11 protein-coding genes are annotated in these 12,948 nt (G+C 62.3%); all 11 read left to right on the forward strand.

What is annotated here, in order from left to right; genetic code table 11:
* The first annotated feature begins 25 nt into the window (after positions 1 to 25).
* On the forward strand, positions 26 to 1,261 hold the full coding sequence (locus IEX27_RS09940) for an ABC transporter substrate-binding protein (protein WP_188720894.1): 1,236 nt from the start codon (positions 26 to 28) through the stop codon (positions 1,259 to 1,261).
* 4 nt (positions 1,262 to 1,265) lie between these two features.
* On the forward strand, positions 1,266 to 2,213 hold the full coding sequence (locus IEX27_RS09945; protein WP_188720895.1) for a carbohydrate ABC transporter permease: 948 nt from the start codon (positions 1,266 to 1,268) through the stop codon (positions 2,211 to 2,213).
* 2 nt (positions 2,214 to 2,215) lie between these two features.
* The gene (locus IEX27_RS09950) at positions 2,216 to 3,115 is read left to right on the forward strand and encodes a carbohydrate ABC transporter permease (protein ID WP_188720896.1); all 900 of its coding nucleotides are present in this window, start codon (positions 2,216 to 2,218) and stop codon (positions 3,113 to 3,115) included.
* 3 nt (positions 3,116 to 3,118) lie between these two features.
* Positions 3,119 to 4,246, forward strand: a complete 1,128-nt coding sequence (locus IEX27_RS09955; RefSeq protein ID WP_188720897.1) for a mandelate racemase/muconate lactonizing enzyme family protein — start codon at positions 3,119 to 3,121, stop codon at positions 4,244 to 4,246.
* Positions 4,247 to 4,276: 30 nt separating this feature from the next.
* The gene (locus IEX27_RS09960) at positions 4,277 to 5,683 is read left to right on the forward strand and encodes an FAD-binding oxidoreductase (RefSeq protein WP_188720898.1); all 1,407 of its coding nucleotides are present in this window, start codon (positions 4,277 to 4,279) and stop codon (positions 5,681 to 5,683) included.
* A gap of 198 nt (positions 5,684 to 5,881) precedes the next feature.
* Positions 5,882 to 7,087: an amidohydrolase gene (locus IEX27_RS09965; RefSeq protein ID WP_210315518.1), complete on the forward strand. Its 1,206-nt coding sequence runs from the start codon at positions 5,882 to 5,884 to the stop codon at positions 7,085 to 7,087.
* The gene (locus IEX27_RS09970) at positions 7,084 to 8,001 is read left to right on the forward strand and encodes a LysR substrate-binding domain-containing protein (protein ID WP_188720899.1); all 918 of its coding nucleotides are present in this window, start codon (positions 7,084 to 7,086) and stop codon (positions 7,999 to 8,001) included. The genes IEX27_RS09965 and IEX27_RS09970 overlap by 4 nt, the downstream gene beginning before the upstream one ends.
* 95 nt (positions 8,002 to 8,096) lie before the next feature.
* A complete protein-coding gene (locus IEX27_RS09975) occupies positions 8,097 to 9,035 on the forward strand; it encodes a dihydrodipicolinate synthase family protein (protein WP_188720900.1) in 939 nt (312 codons plus the stop codon).
* 52 nt (positions 9,036 to 9,087) lie between these two features.
* On the forward strand, positions 9,088 to 9,867 hold the full coding sequence (locus IEX27_RS09980; RefSeq protein WP_188720901.1) for an SDR family oxidoreductase: 780 nt from the start codon (positions 9,088 to 9,090) through the stop codon (positions 9,865 to 9,867).
* 21 nt (positions 9,868 to 9,888) lie between these two features.
* Positions 9,889 to 11,382 (forward strand): M81 family metallopeptidase, encoded by a 1,494-nt coding sequence (locus IEX27_RS09985; protein WP_188720902.1) that lies wholly within the window; start codon positions 9,889 to 9,891, stop codon positions 11,380 to 11,382.
* Positions 11,383 to 11,400: 18 nt separating this feature from the next.
* On the forward strand, positions 11,401 to 12,930 hold the full coding sequence (locus IEX27_RS09990; RefSeq protein ID WP_188720903.1) for an ABC transporter substrate-binding protein: 1,530 nt from the start codon (positions 11,401 to 11,403) through the stop codon (positions 12,928 to 12,930).
* Positions 12,931 to 12,948: the final 18 nt, after the last annotated feature.

Here is a 12,948-nt window from a genome sequence, read left to right on the forward strand (position 1 = left end):
AAGCTGAGTAACGGAGGAGTCGTGAATGAACATACATCGCAAACTTATGACCGGGGCAGCAGCCCTGGCGCTCGGCCTTGGCGTCGGTTTTTCGCCGGCACTCGCCGATAACATCGTCTTCTGGATCAACTCGCCGCTCGCCTCGAGCCCGGACGCGCCGATCTATGCGGAGCTGAAGGCATTCGAGGCTGAGACCGGTCACACGGTTGAGCTGCAGCCGGTCGCGCACATGGAAATGGAGCGCAACCTCACCGTCGCCATGTCCGGCGGCGCCGGTCCGGACGTCATGGCGCTCGACATCGCCTGGGTTGCGGGTTTGGCCAACGCAGGCCTGCTCATGGACCTGACGGAGCAGACTGCTCCGCTTGCCGAAGGCTACCAGAAGGGTCCGCTCGCCAGCGGTCGCTTCGAGCAAAGGCAATACGCGCTGCCGCTCTACACCAACAACGTCGCGCTCTTCGTGAACAACAAGATGCTGGCTGACGCCGGTATCGACAAGGCGCCGACCAACTGGGAAGAGTTCCGCGAAGCAGCCATCGCCATGACGAACGCCGAGAAGGGCACCTATGGTCTCACCTTCGGCGGTAGCCGTACCGGTGCGTTCCAGCTCTACAGCTTCATCTGGCAGAACGGCGGCGAAGTCATTGATGATGAAGGCAAGGTCCGCGTTGGCGAGCCGGAATCGGTTGAGGCCGTGGAGTTCCTCTCCAGCCTCTACACCGAGCACAAGGCAATGCCGGATTCGGTTCTGACCGCCAATTCCTGGGATGAGGTCAACGCACCCTTCATCCAGGAACGCGCCGGCATGCTGGTGAGCGGCGACTGGGCGATTGCAGCACTGAAGAACGGCAATCCGAACCTCGACTGGTCGGTGCACCCGCTGCCGGTTGGCAAGCAGGCCGCTACCGTCATCGGTGGCTACAATCTCGCCGTCAACGCGAACACCTCGGTTGGCGATGCCAGCTGGCAGCTTGTTGAATGGCTTACAGGTCCGCGCAGCGTCGAGCTGATGGGCAAGTACAACCGTCTGTCGGCCGCTGCTGGCGCAGCAGCACCGGAAGCGATCGCCGCCCTGCCGGAAGAGATCAAGCCGTTCATGGAGCAGGCGGATGCGGGCCGCGCCCGTCCGGTTGTCGCCGAATGGAGCCAGATCCACTCGGAAGTCTTCGGCACCGTGTGGGATTCCGTGCTTCGCGGCCAGCCGGTTGCTGATGTGATGAGCAAGGCTGACGCCCAGACCAAGAGCATCATGGGCCAGTAAGACAATGACAAAGACACGCGCACCCGCCGGACCAAAGCTCAGGAACACCTGGTCTCAGATCTTCGAGACCGGGATGGGAGCGCGTGTCTACCCTTATCTCATGGTGTTGCCCGCCGTTCTCGTAGTGGTGGGCGTGGTGGTTTATCCGGTCATTTCCGGCATCATGACGGCCTTCTATGACGTGACGCTACGCACGCTGAATACCGGCACCGCTCAGTTCGTTGGCTTCCGCAATTTCGAGCGCGTCTTCGCCGATCCGGTCTTCGTGCAGGCGTCTACCAACACGCTCATCTGGGTGGTGCTGAACGTTGTGGCACAGCTTGGCCTCGGCCTTGCGCTTGCCTTGCTTCTTCACCGCGCCATGCCCGGGATCGGCTTCTTCCGCTCCGGCATCCTGGTGCCGTGGGTGGTGCCGAGCGTGGTTGCGGTGCTGACCTGGCGCTGGATGTATGACCCGAGCGTCGGCATTGCGAACGAAATCCTGCTGAAGCTTGGCATCCTCGACCGCTATCATCCCTGGCTGGGTGACACGGCCACATCACTCTACGCCGTGACGGTGGAGAGTATCTGGAAGGGTACGCCCTTCGTCATGCTGCTGCTGCTCGCCGCACTCCAGATGGTTCCGCGCTCGATCCTCGAAGCGGCGTCCATGGACGGGGCGTCGGGCTGGCGCAAGCTCTGGTACGTGATCCTGCCCCAGATCCGCGTTTCCTTCGCCATCGCGGCGGTTCTCACCTTCATTCTCACCGTCAACAATTTCAACGCCATCTGGCTGATGACCGAGGGCGGACCCCTGAACTCTTCGGAAATCCTGTTCACGCTGGCTTACAAGTACGGCTTCCAGCGCTTCGACCTCGGCAAGGCCTCGGCCGTCGCAACCATGCTGTTCGTCGGGCTCGTGATCGCCACGACCGTGTATCTGAAGCTCATCCAGGCAAAGGAGGGCGATTGATCATGGACACCGCTGCCATCCATCCCCGGCAACGTGAGCGTTCCGCTCCAAGGGTCGTGAAGCGCTCGTTCCAGCTGCCCAAGCCCGTGCGCACGGCGCTCGTCTACATCACGCTCTGGATCGCCTTCATATGGGCCGTCTTCCCGTTCTACTGGATGATCGCCACGTCGATCCGCCCCAAGGACGAGATCTTCCAGCGCCCGCCGAGCCTCATCCTGAACGGCGCGACGCTGCAGAACTACATCGACCTGCTGGTGGGTGCTCAGTTCTGGCGCTTTGCCATGAACAGCCTGCTGCTGACCGTCTCCGTCACGATCATCAGCGTGCTGATCTCGGTGACAGCCGGCTATGCCATGGCCCGCCACCGCTTCAAGGGCTCGGTAACGCTGCCGCTCTTCATGCTCTATGGGCAGATGTTTCCGCCGGTGCTGCTGCTGATCCCGTTCTACGTGCAGCTGCGCTTCCTCGGCTGGCTGGACAGCCTTTGGGGCCTGATCCCGGTGTACCTGAGCTACATGCTGCCGCTCTGCGTCTGGCTGATGCGCGGGTTCTTCTCGCAGGTTCCCTTCTCGCTTGAGGACGCCGCCCGCATGGATGGCTGCACCCGCTGGCAGGCGTTCTGGAAAGTCATCCTGCCAATGGCGCGTCCCGGTATCGTGGCGGTCGCAACCTGGGTGATGATCCACACCTGGAACGAGTTCCTCTACGCCAGCACCTTCATCCTGAGCGATACGAAGCGGACGCTGCCCTTGGGCCTCAGCGGCCTCATCGGCCAGTACACGACGGACTGGGGTGTGCTGATGGCTGGCGGCGTGTTGACCGCCGCACCAATCCTGCTCGTCTTCTTCATCCTGCAAAAGCAGCTGGTCTCCGGCATCGGCGGCGGCGCAGTCAAAGGTTAAGTCATGACCCGTATCAAGCGTATTCAAGCTTTCGCCCTCTCCTGCCCGACGCCGGGCGGCGCAGTCTTCGCCGTTGGCCGTTCAGCCAAGCGCGACATGGTGCTGGTGCGTATCGAGACGGAAGACGGCATTGTCGGCTATGGCGAGGCGCATCACGCGCAGACGCCAAGCACCATAGCGGCCTTCATCAATGATGCGCTCGGGCCCTCGCTGATCGGCATGGATGCCCATGAGACGGAAGCGATCTGGCACAAGGCCTACCATCATTTCATCGCCACGCACGGACCTGGTGCGGCAGCCGTGATCGGCCTTTCCGGCGTGGATCTGGCGCTCTGGGACATCAAGGGCAAGGACCTGGGCCAGCCGGTCTGGCGGCTTCTCGGCGGCAAGCGTCGTCCGATCAAGGCTTACGCCGGCGGCATCAGCCTCGGCTTCCAGCCGGTCGAAGACCTGAAGCGCGAAGTTGAAGCCTTCGCGGAGCGCGGCTACACCTTCATGAAGCTCCGGGTTGGCGACACGATGGAGAAGGACCTGGAGCGCGTCAGCGCCATCCGTGACGCCTTCCCGCATCTGACGCTCGCCGCCGACGCGGGCACGCGCTACAAGACCTCTGACCTGCACCGGATCGTTGAAGTCTGCGAAGCGGGCAAGCTTGCATGGCTCGAAGAGCCGTTTACGCCGGAGAATCTGCCGGCCTACGAGCGCCTGAAGGAGCTGACCGCAACGCCGCTTGCTGCTGGCGAAAACCACTTCACCCGTCGCGAACTGCGCGAGCTCATCTCCCGTCAAATGATCCAGTTCGTGCAGGCCGACTGCTGCAAGACCGGCGGCATTACCGAGATCCTGAAGATCGCGGCCATGGCCGACGCGTGGCACCTTCAGTTTGCGCCGCATACGAGCGCTTCGGTGCTTTCTACCGCGGCCTCCGTCCATGTACTGTCGGTGGCGCCAAACGCCTTCATCTACGAAGCCGACGTTTCCGCCATAAACGCCTTCCGCGACGACCTTGGCGCGCCGTTCGAGATTGTCGACGGCACCATCACTGCTCCTGAGACACCGGGCCTCGGCGTCGAGATCAATGAAAGCCTTATCACCAAATATCCGTTCATCCCCGGCGCATCCTACCAGTAGCGCAGATTGGCAGAGCGGAGAGAGTTTGCAATGACGTCCATTTCCGGCAAGACGACCATCGACTGGCAGGCTTTCAGCGAGGCGCTCGCTCCCGTCGAGACTTTCGACACGCCGTCGATCGTGAAGAAGCGTTCGCGCGACTTCTTCTGGTACAGCCCCATTCTCAATCGGGAGCTGGGCAAGTCCTTCGGCGATCTGGTTGCCGCGCCGCGCAGCATTGCTGAACTCGAAAAGTGCATCTCCGTAGCCTATGAGCAGAACGTGCCGACCGTCCTTCGCGGCGGTGGCACGGGGAATTATGGACAGGCTGTGCCGCTCGACGGCGGGCTCATCATCGAAATCACCGGCGTCAACGGCATCCTCGAGATCGGCGCGGACACGGTCCACGTGGAGGCTGGCTGCAAGATCAAGGCGATCAATGAAGCGCTGGCCGAACATGGCCGCGAGCTGCCGATCTACCCGTCCACCGAGGCGCTGGCGACGATCGGTGGCTTCATCGCGGGCGGCTCGGGCGGCATCGGCTCGATCACTCACGGCATGCTGCGCGATCGCAAGAACATCGATTCCATTGGCGTGCTGTCGATGGAAAACCCGCCGAAACGCCACGTCTTCACGGGCGAAGATATCAGCTCCATCCACCATGCGTGGGGGCTGAACGGCGTCATCACGGATCTCGTTCTGCGCACCATCCCTGCGCGCAACTGGATCAGCGTCATCGCCGCCTTCACGACCTATCGGGGAGCCTTTGAGGCTGGCGTTGCCGTCGGCAGCAATCGTGACTACGAACTGAAGCTGCTGACGACCGTCGACGGCAGGATTGCCTCGCTCATCCGTGATCTCGATGGGCTCAACCTCAACGGCCGCTCCCTCCTGCTCGCGATGGTGGATGACGCGGGTGCGGAGACGCTCAAGGCGTTGGTCGAGGCTCAGGGTGGCGAGGTTGTTTTTGCCGCCGATGCTGCAGGTGTAGCCGCAGCCGACCTGAAGCCGCTGACGGAATTTTCCTACAACCACACGACCTTGCAGGTGCTGAAGAACGATCGCAGCGTCACTTATCTTCAGGTGACCGTACGGCCGCCGCTCGACGGTGCGAAGATCGAAACCCTGCAGGGCGTTTTCGGCGACGAGGTGCTGATGCACCACGAGTTCGCGCTCCTGCGCGGTGAACTGGTCGCGTTCGACCTGCCCGTGGTCCGCTACACGACGGACGAGCGGATCTTCGAGCTGATGCGCATTTATGATGCGCATGGCTGCCCGACCTCCAACCCGCATGTACCCTTCGTGGAAGGCGGATCGATGAAGCCGGACTACCGCCACCTCGCGTGGAAGAAGCGGCTCGACCCGAAGGGACTGCTCAACTCCGGAAAGTCCCGCCACTGGAACGACGTAAAACACCTCTCCGCTGAAGAGATCGAGCAGCTGCCGAGCCGCACGTAAGGTAGCTTCAGGATCCTCGTTTATGAGCTCCTAAGCCAGGGTTGGCGCGAGCTACGTGTTCGGCGACGGCCTCTTCCTCGATGGTGATGCGTCGTACAACTACTTGTTTGACTGAGGAGCATAGGCCCCATGCGAGTGCGGCGGCTTGCTGGCTGATAGACGTCAGCTTATAGTCCGCCCCCACAAACGCATTTCTGCATGCCTATCGAAAGCCTGATCATGTCATCCTCCTTCCCTCCGGAGATCGAAGCGCATATCGCCGAGATACTGCCCTCCCTCATTGAAACGCGTCGCGACATCCACCGTCACCCGGAAATCGGGTTCAAGGAAGTTCGCACGGCCGAAATGGTCGCCCGGCGCCTGCGTGAGCTGGGGCTCGAGGTAACGGAAGGCATCGGTATAACCGGGGTCGTCGGCACACTGCGTGCTGGTAACAGCAACCGCGCCATCGGTTTCCGTGCAGACATGGACGCGCTTGCCATGAACGAGGCGACCGGCCTGCCGCATGCCTCCCAGATCGAAGGCATGATGCACGGCTGCGGCCATGACGGCCATACGACCATGCTGCTTGGCGCGGCCGAGGTGCTGGCGAAGAACCCGTGCTTTTCGGGCACAATCCACTTCATCTTCCAGCCTGCCGAGGAAGGGCTGGGCGGCGCACCGGCCATGATGCGCGACGGTCTGTTCGAGCGCTTCCCGGTCGATGCCGTCTACGGCCTGCACAACAAGCCGAACCTGCCCGCAAACACGTTCAACGTGACGATCGGCGCGATGCTTGCCGCTGCCGACATGTTCACGGTGGTGTTCGGCGGACAGGGCGGCCACGGCGGTTCGGGCGCCTATATGTCCGTCGATCCCACCATGGCCGCGGCACAGTTCGTCACCAACCTCCAGGCCATCATCGGTCGCAACATCTCTCCCTTCGACCAGGGCGTGATCAGCGTTGGCCACATAAATGGCGGCAGTTTCGACGCGCCGAACGTCATCCCTTCCCGCGTCGTGATCCGTGGAACGGTGCGCAGCTTCTCGCCGAAGACGCGCGACCTGCTCGAACGGCGCCTGAACGAGGTAGCCCGCGCGGCAGCCGACGCGTTCAGCACCACACTGGAAGTCACCTACGACCGGCTGTTCCCGTCGCTGCACAACCCTGAAGAATCGACCTCCAGGATCGTCGAGGCATTGCGCAAGCGCTTCGGGCACGACCGCGTGGACGACAAGATGGTGCCGGTTACGGGCGCCGAAGACTTCGCCTATATGCTCGAGCAATCCACCGGCTGCTTCTTCTTCATCGGTGCAGGCGACGGTCCGGCACTCCATTCGACGCAATATGACTTCAACGACAACCTGATTGCGGACGGTATCCGCTATTGGGTGACGATCGCGCAGGAAGAGCTTCCGGTGTGAACCAGCGCCAGCTGCTCGCGTTCAGGGCGACCGTAGTTCTGGGCTCGATCACCGCGGCTGCGAAAGAACTGAACGTTTCGCAGCCGGCGGTCAGCCGGCTCGTTTCCGATCTTGAATCCAGCCTCGGCTTCCGGCTGTTCGTAAGACAGACGGGACGCCTTGTGCCGACCCCGGAAGCGCTGGAGTTCTTCCGGGAAGTCGACATGATGTTCTACGGCATCGACCGCCTGAAGCAGGTGGGCGAGGAAATCCGCACGCTCTCGCGCGCGACCGTACGCTTCGCCACGCTGCCGATGCTGAGCTTCGAGGTCATCCCGCTTGCCGTGAACCGCTTTCGCCAGCGGTTCCCTCAGGCGCGGGTAAGGCAGGACGTGTTCAGCTCTGCGCGGGTGGTGGAGCTCGTTGCCTCCCGGCAGTTGGACCTCGGTGTCGCACAGACACAGACGCGCCGCGAGGACATCGAAGTGCTGATTTCCCACCATGCGCGCTGCGTATGCGTGATGGGGCCCGGGCATCCCCTGGCAAATGCCAGCCGGCTGACGCCGGTCGAACTGCGTGACGAACCGCTCATTGTCCTGGCTCGTCACACGGTTTCGGCGAGCTACATCACCAATGCCTTCGCCGACCATGGCATCCAGCCCCGGATTGTTGCGGAAAGCCAGCCCTCATTCGCCGCTGCATCCATGGCCGCGAAAGGATGCGGCATAGCAATTGTGGATGAACTGACGGCTCTGGCCATGAGCGACAAGGTGGCAATGGTCCCCTTCGCGCCAGAAATACCTTTCGAAATTCAGGTCATGAAACCGAAAGATATGCCATTATCGCGGGCCTCTGAAGTATTATTGTTCGAAATCGAGGCGGAGATCGGGCGTTCATTTCAGCGTGCACGGCATGCCTATAAGGATTCGGTATGACCTTTTTCAGATATTCTATTTGACGGGTGGGCACCCCGTGGCCAGAGTCCGACCGATGTTTTTGCGCCAGATGCTAGCCGTATAGGAGTTCTGTTATGACCCATAAGAAACCTGAAGGTTCCTTCGTCGCCCTGGTCACGCCAATGAACAACGACGGCAGCATCGACTATGAAGGCTTCCGCACCCTTCTCAACTGGCATCATGAGCACGGAACGTCGGCTGTGCTGATCATGGGCTCGACGGGCGAAGTCTCGATGCTGTCGCCCGATGAGCGCCGCGAGATCGTCGAGAAGACCGTGAAGATGCGCCCGGGCCAGATGCAGATGTATTATGGCTGCACCGGCAACAACACGGCCACGACGATCGCTTATGTGCAGCATGCCAAGCAGTCAGGCGCTGACGGCGCGATTGTCGCCGCTCCCGCCTATATCGGCGCGGACAACGACGCGATCACGGACTTCATGTTCGAGGTTCTCGACAGCACCGACCTCGCGATGGGCTTCTACAACAACCCGCCCCGCGTGAAGACCGACCTTCACTGGACGGATCTCCTGAAGCTCGCACGCCACGACAATATGGTCGTGCTTAAGGAATCCACCACGCGCGTCGGCCAGGTGGCGCAGGTCTGTGCGGCCAAGCCCGACATGTCGATCATGTGCTGCTGCTCGCCGAACCTGGGTCTGGTTGTGCCGACCATGTCGCTTGGCGGCCATGGCACCGCGAACATGACCGGCAACATCATCCCAGAGGAAATGGCCGTCATTTCCACGCCTTGGGTCAAGGAAGGTGCTGCCACTGCGTTCCGCGATGCGTACCTGCGCAACCTGCCGATCCTGCACTTCGTCTATTCCGCGATCAATCCGGTCGCCACGAAGACGATCATGCGTGCGCTTGGCCTGCCCTCAGGTCCGCTGCGCAAGCCGCTGCAGCCGCTTTCGCCGAGCGCCCTGGAAGTTGGCCTCAAGGCCTATCAGGAGCTGGAACTCGACCGCAAGTACGGCCTCAACATCCGTCCGGCGCTCGCCGCCGAGTAAGCAGAGCGCGTATGACATTCGCGGTCTACCAGGGTTCGGAGAAGTCAACATTATGGAACTAGGTATTCGCGGCCGCAAGGCGCTGTTGAGCGGCGCCAGCAAGGGCATGGGCAAGGCCTGCGCCCTTGAGATAGCGCGTGCCGGCGCGGAACTGACACTGGTTGCCCGCAACGAGGCGACCCTGCTCGCGGCAGCTGCCGAGATCCGGGAAGAGACCGGCGCGAAGGTCACCACCGTCGTGGCAGACATCACCACCGAGGAAGGAAGGGCGGCTGCTCTTTCGGCCTGTCCTGAGCCGGACATCCTGCTCAACAACGCAGGCGGCATGCCGCCCGGCGATTTCCGCGATTGGACGCGCGACGACTGGATCAAGGCCGTTGACCTGATGATGCTGCCGCCGATCTTCATGATGCAGGCAACTGTCGATGGCATGATGGAGCGTGGCTTCGGCCGCATCGTCAACATCGCTTCGCGCAGCGTGAAGATCGCCCATGCGGAGCTTGGCCTTTCCAATGGCGCTCGGTCCGGCCTCGTTGGCTTCACGGCAGGTCTCGCCCGTCAGACCGTTGGTCGCAACGTCACGATCAACAACCTGCTTCCCGGCATCTTCGACAGCGACGGTCAGCGCGAGCACGTGGCCAAGCTGAGCGAGAGCACGGGCCGCCCGTTCGACGAGATCTGGGCGCAGCGCGCGTCCAAGAACCCAGCCGGTCGTTATGGCAGGCCTTCAGAGATCGGCGCCTATTTCGCCTTCCTGGTCAGCGAGCACGGCGGGTTCATCACCGGCCAGAACCTGCTGATCGACGGCGGCGAGTATCCGGGGACCTATTGAGATGATTGGCGAAAGACTGCGATGAAGATAGCCATCGCCGGGTTCCAGCACGAGACGAACAGCTTTGCGGGCACGATCGCGCGGCGGTCAGACTTCGACCGGCCGGGCGGCTGGCCACCGTTCTGCACCGGCGACGAGATGCTTGCCATCATCGCTAAATCTGGAACGCCGGCGGCAGGAGCCATCGCCGCTGCGCGTGAGGCCTCCGTCGAGATTATCCCGCTCCTCTGGTGCATCGGGCTTCCTTCGGGGCCAGTGGAAGATGATGCCTTCAACGACATCGCTGATGACATCTGCCAGCGCTTCCGCGACGCGCTAGCCCAAGGGGCCGAAGCGCTGTACCTCGATCTTCACGGCGCCATGGTTACGCCCTCCTGGCCGGATGCCGAGGGTGAGTTGCTTAGAAGGCTGCGCGAAATCACCCCGCACCCCTTCCCGATCGTGGCGTCGTTCGACCTGCACGGCAATATTTCAGAGCCGATGGTGCGCGACTGCACGCTGCTCGACTGCTACCGGACCTATCCGCACACCGACCTGAAGGACACAGGCGCTCGGGTCATGCAACGGCTGATCGGCCTGCTGAAAGGCGCAGCGCAGCCGCTCCTCGCCTACCGGGCGGTTCCCTATCTCGCGTCCATCAACGACCAGTGCACCTTCGTTGAACCCACGCGCGGACTGCTGGCCGCAGGAGCTGAGCTGGAACAGGACCCCGCGATCGACTGCGTCAGCCAGTTCTTCGGCTTTCCCCTCGCGGACGTCCCGGACTCCGGCCCTTCGATCATCGTGCAGGGACGCGACCAGAAGGCCGTCGATGACGTGGCCGACCTCATGCTGGCGAAATGGCTGGAAGCTGAACCGCAGTTCGCCACCCGCCTGCTATCCGCCGAGGAGGCCGTCGCTGAAGCAATCCGCCTGGCTGCAGCCGATGGCACAGGCCCAGTGGTCATCGCCGATACCCAGGACAATCCGGGTGGCGGCGGCACCGGTAACACGACGGGCATGCTGCGCGCGCTGATCGATGGCAGCGCCAAGGGCGCGGTGATGGTCCATATCGCGGATGCAGACGCCTGCGATGCAGCTCACGAAGCCGGTGAAGGCGCCACTATCGACATCGCGATTGGCGGCAGTTCTTCTCCACAATACGGCTCCCCCGTCGAGGGACCGTGGAAGGTCATCCGACTTGGCTCCGGAGAGTTCACGGGTGTTGGCCCCATGTATCGCGGCAATCCGATCGCACTTGGACCGGTTGCGCTTCTGGAGCGCGACGGCGTCAGGGTGATCATTGCGCCGCGCAAGATGCAGGCTTCCGAACCCGGACTTCTGCTGCACCTCGGGCTCAGCCCTGAGGAACTGCCGATCCTGGTGGTAAAAAGCTCCGTTCACTTCCGTGGTGCGTACCAGGCGATGGCCCGCGCCATCATCCCCGCGCTCGCGCCGGGGGCAGTCGAAGCCGACTTGTCCCGGCTCCCCTATCGGCACGCGAAGCGTAAGCCGGCTCGCTCAGTTCTCTCATAGTCTGGAGGTCTAGAACCCATGAAAATTCGGCAGTACTCCCGCATCATTGGCCTTTGCGCCGCGCTGGCGGCCGGCACGGCACTGAGCTCGACCGCTCTTGCCGGCCCGGAAGACCAGTCCATCACGATCGGCATGGGCGAAGACTTCCCCACGCTCGACGGCTACATCAACACCGCACGCGACGGTGTTGTGATGACCATGCAGGTCTATGACAACCTGATCTACCGCAATCCGAAGACCTTCGAGTACGAGCCTCTGCTGGCCACTTCCTGGGACCGGATCGACGACCGCACGATCGAGTTCAAGCTGCGTGAAGGTGTGACCTTCCACGACGGCTCGCCGCTAACGGCAGAAGACGTGGTGTTCACGTTCAACTACTGGGCCGATCCGGCCAATGGCGCACGCGTCCAGGGTTCCGTCTCCTGGATCGAGAAGGCAGAAGCCGTCGACGACTACACGGTGCGCGTGATCTCGAAGGCACCGGCACCGGCTGCCATGGAATTCATCGCCGGCTCGCTTCCGGTCTATCCTTCCGACTACTTCCAGCAGGTTGGTCCTGAGGAATTCGGCAAGAAGCCGATCGGCGCAGGCCCCTACAAGGTTGAATCCTTCGGCGATGGCCTCGTAAAGCTGGTGGCCTACGAGGGCTACTACGAGGGCGGCGCAAAGCGCACGCCGTCCATCAAGACCGTGAACTGGCGCATCATTCCGGACACCGCGACGCGTATTGCCGAGGTGATCGGCGGCGGCCTAGACTGGGTCTGGAACGTTCCTTCCGACCAGGTTGAGCAGCTGAAGGCCGTTCCGACGCTAGAAGTGGCGCTCTCCTCGACGCTGCGCATCGCAATGGTTGCGCTCGATGCTGCCGGCCGTACCGGCGACAACCCGCTGACCGATGTTCGCGTACGCCGCGCCGTCAACCACGCCATCGACCGCGACACCATCGTTGCCAACCTCGTTGGCGGTGACGGCGAGGTCATCAATGCACCCTGCCATCCGGTCCAGTTCGGCTGCGACCAGTCTGCTGCAGTTGTGTATGACTACGATCCGGAGAAGGCAAAGGCTCTGCTCGCCGAAGCTGGCTACGCTGACGGCTTCACCGTTAAGCTCGGCAGCTACCGCGACCGCGCCCGCGCCGAAGCCGTTCAGTCCTACCTCGCCGCCGTCGGCATCAAGGCCGAACTCGAGATGCTTCAGGCTAGCCCCTCGTTCTCCGGCTGGCGCGAGGGTAAGGTCGGAATGTGGTACGGTGACTGGGGTTCGCAGTCGCTCGCCGACAGCTCCGCATCCATCGGCGCCATGTTCGACGGCTCCAGCAACGACGGTTCGCGCAACGAGACCGTGCTTGAGCTCGTGAAGGGCGGCGCATCCGTCATGGATCCGGAAGAGCGCAAAAAGAAGTATGCCGAGGCGATCAACATCATCACGGACCAGGCCTACTGGGTCCCGATGCATACGATCGTGATGGGATACGCCTACACAAACACGCTTAATTTCGAACCAACTCTTGACGAACTGCCCCGCTTCTACGACGCAAGCTGGAAGTAAGAGTCAAAATCAGACGGG

Origin of the sequence: Nitratireductor aestuarii (assembly GCF_014641695.1) — a bacterium.
Taxonomy (GTDB): domain Bacteria; phylum Pseudomonadota; class Alphaproteobacteria; order Rhizobiales; family Rhizobiaceae; genus Chelativorans; species Chelativorans aestuarii.

Coding starts and splice junctions, on each gene's coding strand:
- IEX27_RS09945 (WP_188720895.1), top strand. CDS start 1,266: ATGACAAAGACACGCGCACCCGCCGGACCAAAGCTCAGGAACACCTGG.
- IEX27_RS09985 (WP_188720902.1), top strand. CDS start 9,889: ATGAAGATAGCCATCGCCGGGTTCCAGCACGAGACGAACAGCTTTGCG.
- IEX27_RS09950 (WP_188720896.1), top strand. CDS start 2,216: ATGGACACCGCTGCCATCCATCCCCGGCAACGTGAGCGTTCCGCTCCA.
- IEX27_RS09975 (WP_188720900.1), top strand. CDS start 8,097: ATGACCCATAAGAAACCTGAAGGTTCCTTCGTCGCCCTGGTCACGCCA.
- IEX27_RS09980 (WP_188720901.1), top strand. CDS start 9,088: ATGGAACTAGGTATTCGCGGCCGCAAGGCGCTGTTGAGCGGCGCCAGC.
- IEX27_RS09955 (WP_188720897.1), top strand. CDS start 3,119: ATGACCCGTATCAAGCGTATTCAAGCTTTCGCCCTCTCCTGCCCGACG.
- IEX27_RS09940 (WP_188720894.1), top strand. CDS start 26: ATGAACATACATCGCAAACTTATGACCGGGGCAGCAGCCCTGGCGCTC.
- IEX27_RS09990 (WP_188720903.1), top strand. CDS start 11,401: ATGAAAATTCGGCAGTACTCCCGCATCATTGGCCTTTGCGCCGCGCTG.
- IEX27_RS09965 (WP_210315518.1), top strand. CDS start 5,882: ATGCCTATCGAAAGCCTGATCATGTCATCCTCCTTCCCTCCGGAGATC.
- IEX27_RS09960 (WP_188720898.1), top strand. CDS start 4,277: ATGACGTCCATTTCCGGCAAGACGACCATCGACTGGCAGGCTTTCAGC.